General features: G+C 65.7%; 15 protein-coding genes. 3 read left to right on the forward strand and 12 right to left on the reverse strand.

Going from position 1 to position 17,267, the window contains the following annotated elements:
• Positions 1–27 precede the first annotated feature (27 nt).
• A complete protein-coding gene (locus ACFXKN_RS06950; protein WP_379432625.1) occupies positions 28–831 on the reverse strand; it encodes a helix-turn-helix domain-containing protein in 804 nt (267 codons plus the stop codon).
• 185 nt (positions 832–1,016) lie between these two features.
• Here ACFXKN_RS06950 and ACFXKN_RS06955 point away from each other — a divergent pair, with 185 nt between their 5' ends.
• Complete coding sequence (locus ACFXKN_RS06955; RefSeq protein WP_379432626.1) at positions 1,017–1,463, forward strand: SRPBCC family protein; 447 nt, start codon at positions 1,017–1,019, stop codon at positions 1,461–1,463.
• A 41-nt stretch (positions 1,464–1,504) separates the two neighbouring features.
• Here ACFXKN_RS06955 and ACFXKN_RS06960 read toward each other — a convergent pair whose 3' ends face one another.
• Together ACFXKN_RS06960 and ACFXKN_RS06965 are read right to left on the reverse strand one after the other, a co-directional pair.
• Positions 1,505–2,758: an MFS transporter gene (locus tag ACFXKN_RS06960; protein ID WP_379432627.1), complete on the reverse strand. Its 1,254-nt coding sequence runs from the start codon at positions 2,756–2,758 to the stop codon at positions 1,505–1,507.
• 144 nt (positions 2,759–2,902) lie between these two features.
• A complete protein-coding gene (locus tag ACFXKN_RS06965; protein WP_379432628.1) occupies positions 2,903–3,895 on the reverse strand; it encodes a helix-turn-helix transcriptional regulator in 993 nt (330 codons plus the stop codon).
• A 63-nt stretch (positions 3,896–3,958) separates the two neighbouring features.
• Here ACFXKN_RS06965 and ACFXKN_RS06970 point away from each other — a divergent pair, with 63 nt between their 5' ends.
• A complete protein-coding gene (locus ACFXKN_RS06970) occupies positions 3,959–5,101 on the forward strand; it encodes an epoxide hydrolase family protein (RefSeq protein ID WP_379432629.1) in 1,143 nt (380 codons plus the stop codon).
• A 43-nt stretch (positions 5,102–5,144) separates the two neighbouring features.
• Positions 5,145–5,648: an SRPBCC family protein gene (locus tag ACFXKN_RS06975; RefSeq protein WP_379432630.1), complete on the forward strand. Its 504-nt coding sequence runs from the start codon at positions 5,145–5,147 to the stop codon at positions 5,646–5,648.
• Positions 5,649–6,339: 691 nt separating this feature from the next.
• Here ACFXKN_RS06975 and ACFXKN_RS06980 read toward each other — a convergent pair.
• The 9 genes from ACFXKN_RS06980 to ACFXKN_RS07020 form a co-directional block, all read right to left on the reverse strand.
• Positions 6,340–7,587, reverse strand: coding sequence for an arginine deiminase (locus tag ACFXKN_RS06980; RefSeq protein WP_378950827.1), 1,248 nt, complete (start codon positions 7,585–7,587; stop codon positions 6,340–6,342).
• 35 nt (positions 7,588–7,622) lie between these two features.
• Positions 7,623–9,062: a basic amino acid/polyamine antiporter gene (locus ACFXKN_RS06985; protein ID WP_378950830.1), complete on the reverse strand. Its 1,440-nt coding sequence runs from the start codon at positions 9,060–9,062 to the stop codon at positions 7,623–7,625.
• Positions 9,063–9,323: 261 nt separating this feature from the next.
• Complete coding sequence (locus ACFXKN_RS06990; RefSeq protein ID WP_378950833.1) at positions 9,324–10,430, reverse strand: hypothetical protein; 1,107 nt, start codon at positions 10,428–10,430, stop codon at positions 9,324–9,326.
• A 45-nt stretch (positions 10,431–10,475) separates the two neighbouring features.
• Complete coding sequence (locus ACFXKN_RS06995; protein WP_378950836.1) at positions 10,476–10,679, reverse strand: hypothetical protein; 204 nt, start codon at positions 10,677–10,679, stop codon at positions 10,476–10,478.
• Positions 10,680–10,710: 31 nt separating this feature from the next.
• Positions 10,711–12,270 (reverse strand): YfcC family protein, encoded by a 1,560-nt coding sequence (locus tag ACFXKN_RS07000; RefSeq protein WP_379432631.1) that lies wholly within the window; start codon positions 12,268–12,270, stop codon positions 10,711–10,713.
• Positions 12,267–13,649 carry a M20/M25/M40 family metallo-hydrolase gene (locus ACFXKN_RS07005; protein ID WP_379432632.1) on the reverse strand — a complete coding sequence of 461 codons (1,383 nt, stop codon included), beginning with the start codon at positions 13,647–13,649 and terminating at the stop codon, positions 12,267–12,269. The genes ACFXKN_RS07000 and ACFXKN_RS07005 overlap by 4 nt, the downstream gene beginning before the upstream one ends.
• Positions 13,650–13,680: 31 nt before the next feature.
• Positions 13,681–13,911 (reverse strand): hypothetical protein, encoded by a 231-nt coding sequence (locus ACFXKN_RS07010; protein WP_378950845.1) that lies wholly within the window; start codon positions 13,909–13,911, stop codon positions 13,681–13,683.
• Between the two features lie 27 nt (positions 13,912–13,938).
• Positions 13,939–15,588: an alpha/beta hydrolase gene (locus ACFXKN_RS07015; protein WP_379432633.1), complete on the reverse strand. Its 1,650-nt coding sequence runs from the start codon at positions 15,586–15,588 to the stop codon at positions 13,939–13,941.
• 315 nt (positions 15,589–15,903) lie between these two features.
• On the reverse strand, positions 15,904–17,076 hold the full coding sequence (locus ACFXKN_RS07020; protein WP_379432634.1) for a serine hydrolase domain-containing protein: 1,173 nt from the start codon (positions 17,074–17,076) through the stop codon (positions 15,904–15,906).
• Positions 17,077–17,267: the final 191 nt, after the last annotated feature.

Consider the following 17,267-nt stretch of genomic DNA (forward strand, 5'->3'; position numbering starts at 1 on the left):
CCGCTCCTGGCCGCCGAGCACGACGGGTCAGCTCGCACGCAGGACGGGGGCGTCGTCCGTTCGCTGGGTGAGTAGTCGGCGCAGCGCGACCGGCGTGTGGCCGAGGTGCTCGCGCACGGTCCGGGTCAGGTGGGGCTGGTCGGCGAAACCGAGGTCGGCGGCGAGATCGGCGAGGCCGGTTTCGCCGTCGGTGAGCCGATCGATGGCGTAGCCGACGCGTACCCGGTTGCGGTAGTGGGTCAGCGAGACGCCCATGTGTTGCGAGAACACCCGGCTCAGCCGGTACGGCGAGACCCTCAGCAGTCCGGCCAGCGACCGCAACCCGGCGGCTTCCGTCGCACCGGCGAGGATCGCTTGGCGCGCCGCGGTGACCATCGCCTGGTCGGCCGGACGGGGACGCGGGGTCGAGCGGCCGGTGGCCACAGCGACGAGCCGGAGCAGTTCCTCGGTCAGCGCGTAGTCGATATCGCCGACGGCGGCGGCCCCGAGCAGCCGGTGGTGGGCCAGCTCGACGCGCGCGTCGATGTATACCGATCGCGCGGCCGCCGGCCCTTCCCAGAACTCGGGCCCGATGCTCACCGAGGTGCACACGTCGCCACCGGCGGGATGCGCGAACCGTTCTTCCTCTCCGGGTGCGCCCAGGTAGCCGAGGGTGGGGTCCAAGTCGGCGTCGATCCCGTCGGCTCGACGCCGGAACCTGCCGCGCCGCACGAGAACAAGGCGGTGATCACCGCACGCCTCCGGCGCCGACCATCGGGTGTGGTCGGCGTGGCAGGTCACGGTGGTCACGGTGAAGTCCGGCCGGGCGGCAAGGGGAACGGCGCACAGCATGGGCTGACCGTACGCCGGGGCTATGACACCTCGACCCCGCAAGGATCTTCAAGACCGGGGGCTGGTCCGGACTGAATGCTGAGTGGGCAGCAACGCACACCGGACATCGACCGCCCCGCAGAACTCACGGTCTTCGCCGAGGACCCACCTGTTCTGTATCACCGCAGCCTGACCAGGAGTACACCATGGCATCTGTTCACAAAGAATTTCTCGTCGACGCGACACCGGACCAGGTCTGGGATGTCTTGCGCGACTTCGGCGCTGTACACGAGCGCCTCGCTCCCGGCTTCGTCACCGATACCCGACTCGACGCCGACACGCGCACAGTCACCTTCTCCGACGGCACCATCGTCGCCGAGCGGCTCGTCGACCTCGACCCCGTGAGCAGGCGTGTCGCCTACACGGTGGTCGGGGGAAGTCTGCACCCCTCCCATCACCATGCGTGGATGCAGGCCCTCCCGGAGGCCGAGGACAAGACACGGTTCATCTGGCACACCGACGTTCTTCCCGAACCGCTCGCCGCGTCGATCGCCGAGTCCGTCGAACACGGAGCCACGGTCATCCGCGCGGCGCTGGAAGCGGCGGCAACGCGGCCGCCTCGGGTGGGCGAACCCGTGCACGAGATCGCTTGACCCGAAGGGCGGCGCGGAACAATCGCGCCGCCCTTCGCCGACTACCGCTCGACGCGGGCAGCGGCAACGGTCGCGCAACCATCATGTTCGCCGACCGAACCGGAGTCGATGCGTGTCCGGTCGGCCAGGGCGACCACGCCCGCCGCAGCCGTGGCCGCCGCGGCGGCAGCGGCCAGACCCGACCAGCCGAACCAGCCGACCGCGGCGGCCCCGAACGCCGTGCCGAGACTGCCCCCGACGAAATAGACCGACATATACGCGCTGTTGAAGCGGGCCGGTGCCGAGGAATCGATGGCCAGTACCGTGCTCTGATTGGCGACTTGCGCCGCGAACAGGCCGGCATCGAAGAGACCGAGACACATCAGCGTCACCACGGTGTTCGAGAGCGCGACCGCCAGAACAACTGCCGAGGCGAAGGCGACCGCGAGCCCGACCAGGATCACCTTCCTCGGACCGACTCGATCGGTCCAGCTGCCGGCGATCCGCGTCGCGACGACACCGGCCAGCCCGGCTCCGGCGTAGAGACCGATCCGTTCGGGCGAATACGAGTATGGAGGCTGCGACAACGCCACCGCGAGACCCGCCCAGACCGCACAGAACGCGAAGAACCACAGCGCACCCCGCGCCGCCGCCCAACGCAGTGCCGCGAAGCGCGCGAAGAGCCCGGGTATCCCCCGCACCGTATCCAGATATCCGGCACGCGTGCGACCGCGGATCGCAGGCAGGATGGAAAACGCGATCGCCGCCACCGCCACACAGGGCACCGCGAACACCACAAGCGTCGCGCGCCAGCCGATCACCTCGGTGAGCCAACCGCCGACGATGCGACCCGCGAGGATTCCGGCCGAGATACCCGCGGTGACGATCCCCAACACGGTGGCCTGGCGGCGCGGCCCCGCGAAACGCCCTGCCACCGAACTCAATTGAGCGCCGACGGCCGATCCCGCCCCGACCACGCCGACGGCGGCTCCCAGCACCCACACCGAACCCGCCATCGCCCCGGCCGCCGAAGCGACCGCCAGTGCCGCGAAGTGCGCCGCCACCACGGTCCGCGGCGCGAACCGGTCCACCAGCGGCACCAGCAACACCAGCCCCACCAGATAGCCGATCGGCCCGAATGCCAACGCGGTGCCGACCACCGCCGCCGAGGTGTCCAGCGATCCGGCGACCTCGGCGACGGCCGGATGCAGCAGGTAGACACTGGCGGTCGCGAGCGCGGCCGCCAGCGCCATGAACCACACGATCGGCGCCCGCAACACCGCGCTCGAAATCTCCGGAACCCGTTTGTTTTCCATGGCACCGACGTTAAGAATCCCGCGACCACGGATCCGGCGGAAAACAGACGACACCGTCTCCCCCGTCGTCCCGGAGCAGTCAGAGTTCGACATCGCGACAGTCGCAGCTCAGGAAACTGGCCCCGGCGGCGCCGGTCGGTCAGGTCAGCCCGGTGCGCGGTGAGCCGCATCAGGCGCGTCATCACTGGGCGCGATGGCCGCGCCGACTCGGTCCGCCAGCGCGCGGAGGTGGTCGATGAGTTCGGGTGGCTCGTTTACCCGGAAGCCGAAGCCGAAAAGCCCCGTGTAGACGGCTATTTCGTCGAGCGAGTTCGATCCGGTGTGCAGCAGACAATGTCCTTCGTCGATCGCTTCGATGACCCCGACAGTCGGCGGGATGCGATCGGCCGCCACGGCCGCCGATACCTCGAGCGTGATGCGGGCCTGATAGCGGTAGGCGGCGGTGCTGACACCGCGGGACACCCAGCCGGCCAGGTCGACCTCGGGCGCCTCGCGCGGGGTGAAGCGTGGCCCGTTGGGGATGCGCGGCTGGAGGCGGTCCACGCGGTAGGTGCGCCAATCCTGCTTCTCTATGTCCCAGCCGACCAGATACCAGCGCCGTCCTGTGTGCACGAGTCGATGAGGTTGCGCTGCTCGCCGGATCTCGGTGCCGTCGTGGGTGCGGTAGTCGAAACGGAGCTGTTCGTGGTCACGGATCGCGGCGGCGATCGCGGTCAGCACGTCCGGGGCCACCGTCGCGGCTCCGGCGGGCATGGTGACGGTCGCGGCCTGCAAGGCCGAGACGCGATGTCGCAGTCGGGACGGCAGGATCTGCTCCAGTTTCGCCAGCGCCCGCAGCGAACTCTCCTCGATCCCGGTGACCGATCCGCCCGCGGCCGTGCGCAGCCCGAGCACGACGGCGACCGCCTCGTCATCGCTCAACAACAGCGGTGGCAGCTTGGCGCCCGCGCCCAGCCGGTATCCGGCCGTGCCGGCGATCGCGTGCACCGGGTAGCCGAGAGTGCGCAGCTTGTCGATGTCGCGGCGGACCGTGCGAGCGTCGACCGCGAGGCGCTCGGCCAGGTCGGGGCCGGTCCACACCCGGGGTGTCTGCAGCAGTGACAGGAGTTCGAGGAGGCGAGCCGAAGTTTCCAACACACTTCGCATTCTCCACTACAGCTAGGGCAGGAACTGTCCTAGCCGCCTCATAGTGTGGTTCTCATGAGCGAAGCAATCACTCCCTTCCGCATCGACGTCCCGCAGTCCCAGCTCGACGACCTGCATCGGCGCCTGGACGCCACCCGCTGGACCGACGGCGTCGCCGGAGTCGGCTGGGCGCAAGGTATCCCGCTCGACTACACCCAGGAGTTGGTGCGGTACTGGCGCACCGGCTACGACTGGCGGGCGCAGGAGGCGCGACTGAACGCGTTCCCGCAGTTCCGCACCGAGATCGACGGCCACGATGTGCATTTCATCCACGTCCGGTCGGCCGAACCCGGTGCCATGCCGCTGATCCTCACCCACGGGTGGCCCGGATCGATCGTGGAGTTCCTCGAGGTGATCGGACCGCTGACAGATCCGGTCGCGCACGGCGGCCGGGCCGAGGACGCGTTCGACGTCGTCGTGCCGACGATTCCCGGATTCGGGTTCTCCGGCCCCGCGGTCGGCTGGTCGACGAGCCGGGCCGCGCGGGCCTGGGCCGAACTGATGCACCGGCTCGGCTATGAGCGCTACGTCGCACACGGCGAAGACACCGGCGCGGCCATCTCGCGAGAACTGGCGGTGATCGACCCCGACCATGTCGTGGCGTTGCACCTGACGATGATCGCCTCCGCCACCGTCACTGCCGAAACGGCCGACCTCGACAATCCCGCCGAGAAGCGGGCACTGCAGCTGGCACAACGGGCCCAGTACGAACTCGGCGCGTACGCGCTGTTGCAAGCCACCCGCCCGCAGACGCTGTCGTACGCGCTCGCCGATTCCCCGGTGGGCCAATTGGCGTGGATCGTCGAACGTTTCAAGGACTGGACCGACTCGACCGACGTGCCGGAGGACGCCGTCGACCGTGACGCGATGCTGACCAACGTCATGGTCTATTGGCTCAACGCCACCGCCGGTTCGTCGGCCCGCTACTACTACGAGGGCGCCGCCACCTGGGGCCGACCCGAACCGGAGACCGATGTGCCGGTCGCGGTAGCGGTCATGCCACAGGATCTCGGCATTCCTGTCCGCCGGATCGCCGAACGCAACCACAACATCGTGCGCTGGACCGAGTTCGATCGAGGCGGCCACTTCGCGGCCATGGAAGAACCCGACCTCATCGTCGACGACTTGCGTGCCACGTTCCGCGACTACCGGCGATAGGCCGACGCGCCGTGGCGGGGTGATCGTCTTATAGGTTCTGTCCATGAGTCGCACCACGGCCGTCTTCGACAGCATCCACATCGCTGCCGACCCGGTGTCTGTTTATCAGCAGGTCAGCGATCCGACCCTGATGGGTCGGTGGAGTCCGGAGAACCGCGGCGCGAAGGTCACCCAGCCGCGCGAGTCCACTTACGTGGGAATGGAATTCGAAGGGTTCAACAAGCGGGGCTTCGCTCGCTGGGTGACCCGCTGCGTGGTGATCGCGGCCGAGCCCGGGACGCGGTTCGCGTTCCGCGTCGAGGCGATCGGCGTGCGCCAACCATGGATCCGCGCCGGTATCGCGACCTGGGAGTACCGCTTCGAGCCGGACAACGGTGGCACCCTGGTCACCGAGACCTGGCACGATGATCGCAAGTCCTGGCCGAACGCGGTGGTTCAGGTCTTCGACCGGATCGCTACCGGCGGCGACACCTTCGTGGAATTCCAGCGCAAGAACATCCACCGCACCCTGCGCAACCTCAAGCGCCGGCTCGAGTCCACGGACTGAACGCGTTTCAGTCCTTGGCCGGCGAGGGATCCGGTATCTCGCCTGGCCGGTAGTTCGGCAGCCGACCTGCCGGGACGATCGCGGTAGCGCTGATACCGGCCAGGATGAGCAGCCCGAGTTTGAGCGTGCGCAGGCGGGCGTCTTCGTTGACTTCGGAGGTTCTTGGGCGCCGAGGTCACCAGAACGTTGAATACGAGGGTGACGAGTGCTCCCTGGCCGATGCCGAACACGATAAGTCCGGCGATCGTCGGCAAGGTCTCCCAGTTGTTGTTCACCACGTAGGCCAGCCAGATCAGGGCACCGGTGGTCAGCGTGAAGGAGAAAATGCCTATGATTCGGGCGCTGTCGTGCGTGTAGAACCGGATCCCGCGGCAGTCCGGCCAGGAGCCAGCGGGTAGTTCCGTAAGATGTCCTGGCGTTCGGGCTCGCTGCGATCGTCTTCGCAGGGCAGGCGGTATTCGAGATCGACTGCGGACGCGATCGACAGCTGGCCGTGGATCAGTTTGTCCGGTCTTTGCGGATTGATGGTGCTGTCCTGTACGACGATAGGGCGCCTATCCGTTTGTGGCCCAATGCGGGGTGGGTTCCCTGGTGACGGATCGCAGTGTGCACTTGCGGTCCAACCCAGAACAGATCGGCTTGTAGCGGCGGAGTGCGTGGAAATGCCAGCCGGGTCGTCGGAGTCGATGCCTCAGAACTCGACTGGGTCGCGGATGATCGGGCAGGTCATGCAGTGCCCACCGCCGCGGCCGCGGCCGAGTTCGGAGCCGACGATGGTGATGACTTCGATGCCTTGTTTACGGAGCTCGGTATTGGTGTGGGTATTGCGGTCGTAGGCGAACACGACGCCGGGTTCGACGGCGACCAGGTTGTTTCCGCTGTCCCATTGCTGGCGTTCGTTGGCGTAGTAGCCGCCGCCGGTCTCCACTACGCGCAGGGCATCGATACCGAGCGCCTTGGCGACAACGGTCAGGAACGTATCGGATTCGTCGACGACCTCGACCGGTTCCTTGTCTCCGGGACGCAGTGAGAAGGCGTGGATGCCGTAGACGATGTCCGGGAAGACGGTCACCAGGTCTCGGTCGGCGAAGGTGAAGACGGTGTCCAGGTGCATCGCCGTCCGGAGTTTCGGCATGCCGGCGGCGATGACGTGTTCGGCCGCGCCCTGATCGAACAAGGCCTTGGCGACCTGACTGATGGCCTGCCGGGACGTGCGCTCGCTCATTCCGACGAGGACGACGCCGTTGCCGACCGGCATGACGTCGCCGCCTTCGAATGTGGCCAGGCCCCAATCCCGTTCGGGATCACCCCACCAGATCTGGGATCCGGTGAAATCAGAATGGAAGGTGTAGATCGCCTTCATCAGCAGGGTTTCGTCGTGACGCGCGGGCCAGAACAGCGGGTTCAGCGTCACCCCTCCGTAAATCCAGCAGGTGGTGTCGCGGGTGTAGAGGGTGTTGGGCAACGGCGGCAGCAAGTACTCGCGTACTCCGGCCTGCCCGTCGGCCATGGCGCGATAACCGCGGCCACAGTCGGGTACGTCTGCGACGGCGAGTCCGCCGATAAGATGTATGGCCAGCGTGCGTTCGTCGAGCGATTCGAGGTATCCGCGGGTGTGCTCGATGAGTCCGAGGCCGACCTGGTTTCCGATCACGGTGCGGTCCAGGATCCAGTCTCTGGCCCCGGGGACTGCGAGGGTTTCGGCCAGCAGGTTGTGCAGCTCGACGACATCGACTCCGCGGTCGCGCAGCTTGGTCATGAAGTCGAAGTGGTCACGTTTGGCGTTCTGCACCCACAGCACGTCGTCGAAGAGCAGGTCGTCGCAGTTGGTGGGGGTGAGACGTTCATGGGCCAGCCCCGGCGCGCAGACGAGAACCTTGCGCAGCGTTCCGACCTCGGAGTGCACCCCGTAGGCGGCGGAAGGTTGCGTTCCGGTCATGTTTCTTCCCTCCTGAGCGTTGGTGATTGCGGCGTCTAGATGGAGATCAAACCGGTGGCCAGGCCGATTATTCCGGCGATCGCGCCGACGATCGAGACGACGAGCAGGACTATCTCCCAGCCTTGGAAGTATTTCTTTCTCTGCTCACGTCGTGCCAGCATGAACAGGATGGTGCCGGGGGCGTAGATGATGAACGACAGCAGCAGGAACTCGAGGCCGGCGGCGAAGATCATGAATGTCGTGTAGAAGGTGGCGACCGCGGCGATGACGAGTTCTTTGCGACGGTCTTCTGGGTGCAGGTCGGTGTAGGTCTCGCGGGTGATGGCCAGCTTCAGCGCATAGGCAGCGGCCAGCAGATAAGGCACCAGCGACAGCGAGCTGCACAGCTTGAGCGTGAACGTGAACGCGTCGTCGGAGAAAAGCGTGGTCAGCAGGACCAGCTGGATCAGGACCGAGGTGAAGGTCAATGCGACGACAGGAACCTTGTGGTTGTTCACTCGCCCCAGGAAGGAAGGCATATCATTGTCGGCCGCGGCGACGTAGAGAACCTCGGCGGCCATCAGCGTCCACGCCAGGTAGGCGCCGAGGACCGAGATGATCAGGCCGATGCTGATGAACCAGGCACCCCAGGTGCCGACCGCAGACTCGAACACCGGTGACATCGAGGGCTGCTGGACGGTGGCCAGTTGCTCGCGCGGCATGATGCCGAACGACACCATGGTCACCGTCGCGAAGATCGCTAGGACGCTGAGAAACCCCAGCACGGTGGCGCGGCCGATATCGGAGCGCTTTCGTGCGTATCGGGAGTAGACGCTCGCGCCTTCGATGCCGAGAAAGACGAACACCGTCACCAGCATGGTCGAGCGGATCTGCTCGAACAGCGATTCCGAATACTCGTCCCCGCCCCAGAAGTTATCGGCGAAAACGCCTGCGTCGAAATAGAACAGCAACACGATGATGAAGACCAGGATCGGCACGAGCTTGGCGATCGTGACGATCTTGTTGATCGCCGCCGCCTCCTGAACCCCGCGTAGCACCATGAAGTGGAACGCCCAGATGAACACCGTGGACAACAAGACCGCCGGAACGGTGTTGCCCTCACCGAAGACCGGGAGAACTTGCCCGAGCGTCGATTTGATGAGCACCCAGTAGGAAACGTTGCCGACACACGCGCTCGCCCAATATCCGAACGCCGAGAAGAAGCCCAGATATTGTCCGAACCCGGCCTTGGCGTAGGCGTAAACACCGGCATCGAGTTCAGGTTTGCGGACAGCCAAGGTCTGGAATACGAACGCCAGCATCAGCATGCCGGTTCCAGCGATGGTCCACGCGATCAGTGCACCGAAACCGCCGGTGGCCTGTCCGAAATTGCGGGGCAGCGAGAAGACTCCCGCTCCCACCATCGACCCGACGACCATCGCCGACAAAGTCAGCAGCGGCATCGTTTTCGTCGAGGTTTCTTCGGTCTTCGTCATCTGCAACCCCCGGGTCAACCTGTTGGATGTGACGGGTTGGAGCAAGCTGAATGTTAATGCGGAGCATTGGAAGCCGCGAGGGTTGGGTACCAGTAGGCGGTATCGTCGCCGGATCGTGATAGACCCTGCGATTCCAGTGCCATGGTCATTAGCACGTTCGTGCCGACTCGACGGGGAATTGCGTTTGCGCGGCTCCGGTGAGATCGAGTTCGACAGGGCCGAGTGCGCCGCTGATTGATCGTTGCCAGCCGCCGTCCGCTCCTACATCTGGTATCGAAGAATTGCGGCCGCGGGGCCATCGCCAGGGACCTCGGCACCGCGTACCGCCAGAACGCGGCCGTCTGTCAGCAGTGCGCGCCGGGCAATCTCGTCGAGGATGTCCGGACCGTTCTCGGCCGATTCCCCGAAGTTCACAGCACCGTCCTCGGCGGCGATGGTACCCGTGACGGTGGTATCGATGTCGACAACGAGTGTGTCGATCACGCCGTACGTCGCGGCGCGGGCGATATCGGCCAGGTCGGTCAAGGCTCGGCCCTCTCCGCGTCGGGTGTCGAACAGTTCGGCCAGTGTGGTGAGTTCAGCGTGGTAGTGGCGGTCCAGGATCTCGCGGGCACGTGCGGCGAGTTCCTCGTCACTGAGATGCTCAGGGTTGCCGGGCAGGGTTTCATCGAGCAGGTCGGTGTGGCTGTTGACTGAACGGAACAGTGCCGCGGTCGGCTCGGTCGCGGCCAGAATCAGCGGAGTATCTCGACCCGCGAGGATCGGGCGCAGCTCTTGGTCCACCGCGCGGGCATATTGGCGTACTCGCATTTTGCGGCCTTCGCTGCCCTGGACACGACCTTTCGGCGCACGATCACCCAACGACGATTTGCCGGCATGAGCCGCCGCGCTGGTCGGCATGCTCTTCGGAGTGATATCGGCGGCCGGTCGGTCGGCATCTGCTTCCACCAGGCGCGCAGCGCCGTCGGACAGGGCGAGGATGAACGCGGTCTGCGGGAAGGTCAGCGAGCGTAGTAGTGGCGTGAGCTGGAATCGGTCACCGACAGTGGTGGATTCGGTGAGCCGATTGGGGAGTCGGTAGATCCGAGCCCTGGTCGGGGTGGCCAGCACGACCAGGGTGCGCGACTGGTAGCGCCAGAATTCGTCGTCATTGATCAGGTCGTCGAACGCCTCGCTCAATGCTGCACGCGCATCGGAGGCGGTCACCGCGGTCAAGGCTTCGCGGACCTGGTTGGAAAAGGCGACGCGGTGGGCGTCGGGATTTGCCGGAGCTCCTTCGGTCGGGGTGTAAATCGATACACACGCCGAGACGAGAGTCGATGCGAGAGTGCTGATTTCACGGCGGGTCGGTAGGTCGGTGTGCAGCATCTTGCCTCCGTGTGAGTGGTTGCGGATCGAGTGAACGGTTGTCGCCTATCGGTGGGCTGCTGTCGAGTCGAGTGTGGTGGTGCGGGGCGGGTCAGGGATTTCGGCTAGGCGGTAGTTGGGCAGGTGGCTCGCGGGCACGATGGCGAGGGCACTGAGTCCGGCCAGGATTAGCAAACCGAATTTCAGGGTGCGCAGGCGGGGAATGTATGTGGAGACCGCTTGTTCGATATTCCCCACATCGAGGTCCATTCGAGCTCTCCTTCTGGCAGGAAAGGGCACGTCAGTCGACGACAGCGGCAACCGCGAGAACCACGCAGACGATGACGAAGTTGACGGCGATCAGCGGCCAGATGAAACGCAGATACTTGTCATAGCCGACTTTCGCCATCGCCAACCCGCCCACGACGACCACATTGGTCGGTGCGATGAGCATGGTGAGTCCGTGGCCCATCTGAAACGCCGTGATCACCAGTGCTCGGCTGACGCCGGCGAAGTCGCCCAGCGGCGCCAGCAGCGGCATCGCCAGCGTGGCATGCCCCGACGACGACGGGATCAGTACCGCCAGTGGGATATTGACGAGCATCACCAGGATCGCGAACACCCCGGCCGCGGCGCCGTCGACGAGTTGCTCCATGGCGTTGAGCACGGTGTCGAGGGTTTGGGTGTTGGTCATGATGACCGAGACGCCGCGCGCCAGCAGGATGACGATCGCGGGCCCGACCATGTCGCCTGCGCCGCGAGTGATGAGCGAGACGGTCTGCTTCTCCCCCATCCTGGCGACCACGCCGACGACGATCGCGGCGATGATGAACAGCATCGCCAACTGCGGGAACCACCAGTTGAGCTCGAACCAGTAAGGCTCGGTGAGGGTTTCGTGATACTGGTCGTATTCGGCGGGACCGGTGGTTGCCCCGAAGATCGCCGACCACGGGATAACGGAGAAGATCATCAGCGCGAAGGTGAACCCGGTGATGGCCAGCACCCATTTCTGGGTGGTGCTGAGCCGCTCGTCCAGGGCGCTGTCGGCTTCGTCCTCGGGATCTGGCTCCTCGCCGAATCCGACGATCGAGGCGGCCGGGTCTCGTCGCACCCGCGCGGCGTAGCGCAGCACGAACGCGACCGCGACCGCGGTCAGCACAATCCACAGGATGAACCGCAGCACGATGCCGTCACCGATCGAGACGCCCGCCTCACCGGAGGCGACACCGATCGAGAACGGGTTGACCGTCGAGGCCATATTGCCGACGAGCGCGCCGACGATGATGGTCGCCGCGGCGACCATCCGGTCGTAGCCAAGGGCCAGCATCAGGGGAATCACCAAGGCGTAGAAGCCGAAGGTCTCCACCGAGAAACCCATGGTCGTGCCGAGCACCGAGAACAGCACCATGATGACCGCGATCAGCAGCCATGCCTTGTCACGCAGTCGCGCACCCAGCCGCCCCACAGCGACCTCGAGGCTGCGGGTGGCGAAACTGACGGAGATGAACGCGCCGAGCGCCATGATGAACAACACGACACCGACCGAGCCGAACAGCCGACCCAGGTTGTCAGGGTCGACGAAACCTGTTGTCAGGTCCTGGACTCCGTACAGGCCGTTGACCGGAGCGAGGATCAGTTGCTGGATCCGTTCCCACCAGGACAGCGGCGCGGAGACCTCCTCGAATGTTCCCGGGATCGGCGCACCGTCGGCGTCGGTACCGAATCTGCCTGCCGGAATGAACAGGGCCGCGATCCAGACCAGCACCATGACGATCGCCAACACGGTGACGGCGCCGGGGAACTCGAATTTCTTGCGTGGCTGAACCTCCGGTGTCGGTTCAGCGGTGGTGCCGGCACTCATCGACCTGCTCCGTTTCGCGCCGCGGCGAAGTTCTCGCCGTACTCACGCAGGAACAACGCCTTGGCCAGCGTCGCTTTGGCCACCTCGTCGAGCAGCACACGCTCGTTGGGTCCGTGGATGTTGGCGTAGCCGTCGGTCGCGCCGAACAGCAGCTTCTCGGCCCCGGGGACCGCGGTGTGGAGCGCCATGACCAACGGGATCGAGCCGCCGCCTGCCATCTGTCCGGCTTCGGCGCCCCACGCCTGCCCCAGCGCGGACACGGCCGCGTCGAAGGCAGGACCGCCTGTCGGCGCGGCAAAACCGTTGCCGACTTCGCCCGCGGTGACGGAGAGTTCGATCCCGAACGGACGCAGCGCCCTGAGGTGGTCGATCACCGCGGCTTGCGCTTGGGCGGCATCCTGCTCCGGATGCACCCGCACATTCAGGACCGCGCGTGCCGATCCGGCGACAGCGTTGACCGAGGCATCGGGTGCCGGCGCGTCGAATCCGATCACCGTGATCGCCGGGCCCGACCAGATCCGTTCACCGATCCCGCCGGTACCCAGCAACGGCGTTCCGTCCACCACTTCGGCCAGTTCACGGAACTCGTCATCGGTGTAGGAGTTGCCGGTCCACGCCTCGCGGCGAAGCCCGTCTACCGCGACGTCGCCCGCATCGTCGTGGAGCGAGGACAGGGCCCGGATCAACGCCAACCGCGCATCCGGGGCGGCACCACCGTAGAGACCACTGTGCTTGTCCGCGTCCAGAGTTCGCGCTGCTACCGTGACCTGCGCCGACCCACGCAATGCCACCGTCAAGGTCGGTACGCCCGGCCGGACACTGCCGACATCGGCGATGACCATCGCGTCGGCCAGGAACGGGCCGGGATTCTCGACAGGATAGAAGTCGAAGGGACTACCGAATTCCTCCTGTCCTTCCAGCACGAGCTTGACGGTGACCGGCGGTGTGCCGCCGAAGGCGCGCAGGGCCCCGATGATGCTGATGATGTTGGCCTTGGAGTCCGCGGTGCCGCGCCCGTAGATGGCACCGTCGCGTTCCACCGGGTCGAACGGTGGGGTGTCCCACAGCTCGAGGTCCTCAGCGGGGACGACGTCGTAGTGGGTGTACATCAGCACAGTCGGTGCGCCGGGCGGTCCCGGGATCGTCGCCATGATGACCGGCGCGGTCTTGCCTTCGATCCGCAGATCCTCGATCTGCTCGACGCCGCTGTCTCGCAACAATTCGACGACCAGATCATGTGCCTGGAACAACGGCTCCGGTGGATATCCCTCGGTGGCGATCGACGGAATCCGGACCAACCGGATCAACTCGGAATACAGGTCCGGAAACAACGCGGTGACGGCCTGCTCGACCTTTGCGTCGGATGTCGGTGTGGACACAGCGATCCCTCACTTCTGCTAGCCGAGCCTGTCATTTGTGCGAACGACGGGTAGTGAGAACTCCGGTGACCCAGCCGACGAGGAACATCGCCAACAGGATCAACCACATCGGGGATCGAACCGAGATCAACAGGAATTCGATAGATACCTTTCCTCTGTTCTCCACCACGAAAACGATGGCGACGATGCTCAACCCGATGGCGAGCCATTGGGTTGGTGAGACGCGACTCAGCAGGGACCGCTTACCGGCGGCATCGTTCATCAGAGTCCTCCTTTCGACGGGTGGCGTTCATTCGGCGCCACGCAGGATCTCTCGCAAACGCTCGGTGTCGGCGATAGTCCAATCGGCGGGCGACAGGATCGCCGCCCACGCATCGGCGATATCGGCCTGGAAGGTGTGGCCGTGCCCGTCCGGCACATCGACCGAGACGGCCATGTCCGCCGACACCTGAAGAAATGTCACCACCGGGATCCAGCGGGTGCTCGGCAGGACATCGCGACCGCGTTCTTCGCTCAGCCAGTCCGGTTTCTGGAACAGCAGCCGCGGCGTCCACCAGGTGATCGGGTCGGAGGCGTGCTGGAGATAGACCACTTTGGGGGTGGCCCACGCGGTGTCGGGGCGGGCGAGATCCGGTGCGCCTGCGACGAATCGGACAGTGTGCCCGTCACGGTAGATCGGCAACCACTGCGGAGAACCCGGGTCGCGGCGTGCGGTGGCATCGCGCCACACCGGATTGGTCGCGGTGGGGCCGACGAACAGGACGCCGTCGGTGCGGGCCGCCATGTCCTGGATGCCGGAGAACGCCGCCTCACCACCGAAGGATCCGAGGCTCTCCCCGAAAACCACCAGCTTCGGCCGACGGTCGACCGGCAACAGGTCCCACTCGGCGTGCACCGCCTCGAACAATGCTTGACCGGCCTGTCGAGCGCGTTCCTGGTCGACGACAAAGGACAGCCAACTCGGCAGGTACGAGTACTGCATACTCACCAGCGCACTGTCACCGCCGGCCAGATACTCCAATGCCGAGGCGGTCGACTCGTTGATCCACCCGGTACCGGTGGTGGTCGCGATCCCGAGGACCGCTCGTTCGAATCCCCCGGCCCGCCGCAGCTCGGCAACCGCGAGATCCGCTTCGGCTCTGATCGTCTCCGCCGAGTCGAGGCCGGTGTAGACGCGAATCGGCTCGCGCGCAGGCCGTCCGCTGAATGCCGTCAATTCCAGCGCGGTCGGACCGTTGGACACGAAGATTCGGCCCTGCCTGCCCAGCGAGTCCCAGCTCACCAGCGACCCGGGGCCACCGGAACGCTCCGCGACGACGGGTTCCTCGGTCTCGGGCGAGCTCTCCTGGTTGACGGCCTTGAATGTCTCGTTGAGCATCGACATCCCCACGTCGGCCACCACCCCGTTGACCGCGGCCACAGCTACGGCGGCCACCACCACCCCGCCGAGCACCGCCGCGACGCGCGTGGGCATCACCCGCCCCAACAGCCCACCGACCCATCGCGACAACGCCCAGCACAGCCGCGACACCGCGATCAATACCGCGAACACCACGGCGGCGATCGCCACGATGATCGGATAGGCGTGCCACGGCAGGCCGCTCACCCCCATGAGCGAACGCAGATCACGTTGCCAATCGGCATACCAGGCCAGCACCGCGACCGATCCGAGGCAGGCCACGACGCCCAACCCCCACCGCAACACCGACGGCGTCGGCCTTGGCTGTCGTTGCAGCATCCACCGCAGCAGCGCGGCCACCGCGAGGCCGAGGCCGTATCCGAAGGCCGCCGCGGCACCGGTGACGATTCCCTGAAACAGCGGTCCTCGGGGCAACAGCGACGGCGTCAGCGACAACCAGACCAACACCAATGCCCCCACCGCCCCACCGAAGTGGAATCCCCGACGCCGAAAAGCGGGTTCCGCTGACGTGGAATTCATCAATTCCCCTGTGATTCGCCGAGATCCACCGGTGCACACATTTCGCTGTCGAACCCATTGTGGCGCTGCGACTCGAGCGCCGACTCGATGCTGTTCGTTCAATGTGGAACTATACGACCCGATCTCACCACAACACCGGGTTAACGCATTCGACACCAAGAATGTGATGTAACCGCAGGTCAAAGCTGATGACTCCGTTCGGTGCAACCACTGGACAGTGCAAACCAGCCAGAATGCACTACCGAACCGGACTTTTACACCACGCGAAGCGCGGCGATTCCCAGCCGAATTCGAGGAAACATCGCCGCGTCGCGGCTACTCGGGAACCATCGGTGGGCGGTCGGGAACGAGAAGGGCGGCGATCGCCGTGCCGATGCCGACGGCGTTGTTCTTGTTGGAATCGGAGGTCGGGCCGAGGGTGGCGTAGACGACCACGGTTGTCTCGGTTTTCGTGTCGTAGAAGGCAACGCCGTCGTAGCCGCCGTAGGACGGGTTCATGAACAGCCAGTCGGCGAGGTGGACCACGCCGAAGGCGAAGTATTTCTCGGTGGTGAAGGGGCCGAGGCCCGCGGTCGACGGACCCATCATCTGCTGGAACTGCTCCGGGGTGAGACGTTCACCCGTGCCGAGGGCGCGGACCCAGCGGCCGACGTCGGCGACGGTGGAGTTCATGTTGCCGCTGTGCAGGAAGGCGGTGGGGTTCCAGAAGGTGGAGTCTTCGAAGACGTTTCGTTCGTTCGTGTAGCCGTGCAGGATCGGTTCGTCGATCTGTGGGTCGAGTACGACTTTGCTGTCGTGCATGCCCAGTGGGTCGGTGATGTGTTCGGCGATCAGCTCGCCCAGTGGCTTGCCTGCGGCCTTGTGCAGGACTTCGCCGAGGACGACCAGATCGCTGTGGGCGTAGCCGAAGTTGGTGCCCGGCTCGAACAGGGGTGGGCGGGCGTTGGCGCGGTCGAGCAGCTGCTGTGCGGTCCATTCGCGGATCGGGTTCTCGCCGAAGATCTTCAGGAACTCCGGTTCGGTCACATAGTCGGAGATCCCCGAGGTGCTGTCGGCGAGCATCCGCGGGGTGATCTTGTCGGCGCGCGGGAAGTCGGGCAGCCAGCGAGCGATGGGTTCGTCGAGTTTCAGCACGCCCTGTCCGTCGAGTCGCCACAGGACGGTGGACAGCATGGGTTCCATGGGCTGGCCGACCCGCAACCGCATATCCGCTGTCGCGGGCACACCGAGCGGTGATCCGCCCAGCGCGCCGAGCGCGAGCTGCTCGGCACCCCGCCAGGCGCCGTAGACCGCGGAACTGAGGTCGAGTTCGGCCATCTCGGCGCGGACGATGTCGGTGATCTTCGACGCTTCGGCACTCTCGACCTGCGAGGACGGGGAGTCGGCTGACTTCTCCTGCGCAGTGCAGCCGCCCGTGGCGATAGCTAGCACGACCGCGAGCACCGCACATGCTCTGCGGTTTCCGCGATGCAGGGGCGACACGCTCATGACGGCGATCCCTTCGTTGAGGAAGCACTCACGATCAGCAGCGATGTCGAATCTACGCGCCGACCGCGCTCGACCTACCGAGACTCGCGAGCTGTTCGAGGTCCTGCGCCACCGGTGTTCACACGGCGACGAGACGCCGGCCGCGAGAGCGAAATCGGCCGCACCGGAAGTCGCGGCCCGATCATGACACC

Source organism: Nocardia sp. NPDC059195, assembly GCF_042754695.1.
Taxonomy (GTDB): domain Bacteria; phylum Actinomycetota; class Actinomycetes; order Mycobacteriales; family Mycobacteriaceae; genus Nocardia.

Coding starts and splice junctions, on each gene's coding strand:
- ACFXKN_RS06950 (WP_379432625.1), bottom strand. CDS start 831: ATGCTGTGCGCCGTTCCCCTTGCCGCCCGGCCGGACTTCACCGTGACC.
- ACFXKN_RS06955 (WP_379432626.1), top strand. CDS start 1,017: ATGGCATCTGTTCACAAAGAATTTCTCGTCGACGCGACACCGGACCAG.
- ACFXKN_RS06960 (WP_379432627.1), bottom strand. CDS start 2,758: ATGGAAAACAAACGGGTTCCGGAGATTTCGAGCGCGGTGTTGCGGGCG.
- ACFXKN_RS06970 (WP_379432629.1), top strand. CDS start 3,959: ATGAGCGAAGCAATCACTCCCTTCCGCATCGACGTCCCGCAGTCCCAG.
- ACFXKN_RS06975 (WP_379432630.1), top strand. CDS start 5,145: ATGAGTCGCACCACGGCCGTCTTCGACAGCATCCACATCGCTGCCGAC.
- ACFXKN_RS06980 (WP_378950827.1), bottom strand. CDS start 7,587: ATGACCGGAACGCAACCTTCCGCCGCCTACGGGGTGCACTCCGAGGTC.
- ACFXKN_RS06985 (WP_378950830.1), bottom strand. CDS start 9,062: ATGACGAAGACCGAAGAAACCTCGACGAAAACGATGCCGCTGCTGACT.
- ACFXKN_RS06990 (WP_378950833.1), bottom strand. CDS start 10,430: ATGCTGCACACCGACCTACCGACCCGCCGTGAAATCAGCACTCTCGCA.
- ACFXKN_RS06995 (WP_378950836.1), bottom strand. CDS start 10,679: ATGGACCTCGATGTGGGGAATATCGAACAAGCGGTCTCCACATACATT.
- ACFXKN_RS07000 (WP_379432631.1), bottom strand. CDS start 12,270: ATGAGTGCCGGCACCACCGCTGAACCGACACCGGAGGTTCAGCCACGC.
- ACFXKN_RS07010 (WP_378950845.1), bottom strand. CDS start 13,911: ATGAACGATGCCGCCGGTAAGCGGTCCCTGCTGAGTCGCGTCTCACCA.
- ACFXKN_RS07015 (WP_379432633.1), bottom strand. CDS start 15,588: ATGAATTCCACGTCAGCGGAACCCGCTTTTCGGCGTCGGGGATTCCAC.
- ACFXKN_RS07020 (WP_379432634.1), bottom strand. CDS start 17,076: ATGAGCGTGTCGCCCCTGCATCGCGGAAACCGCAGAGCATGTGCGGTG.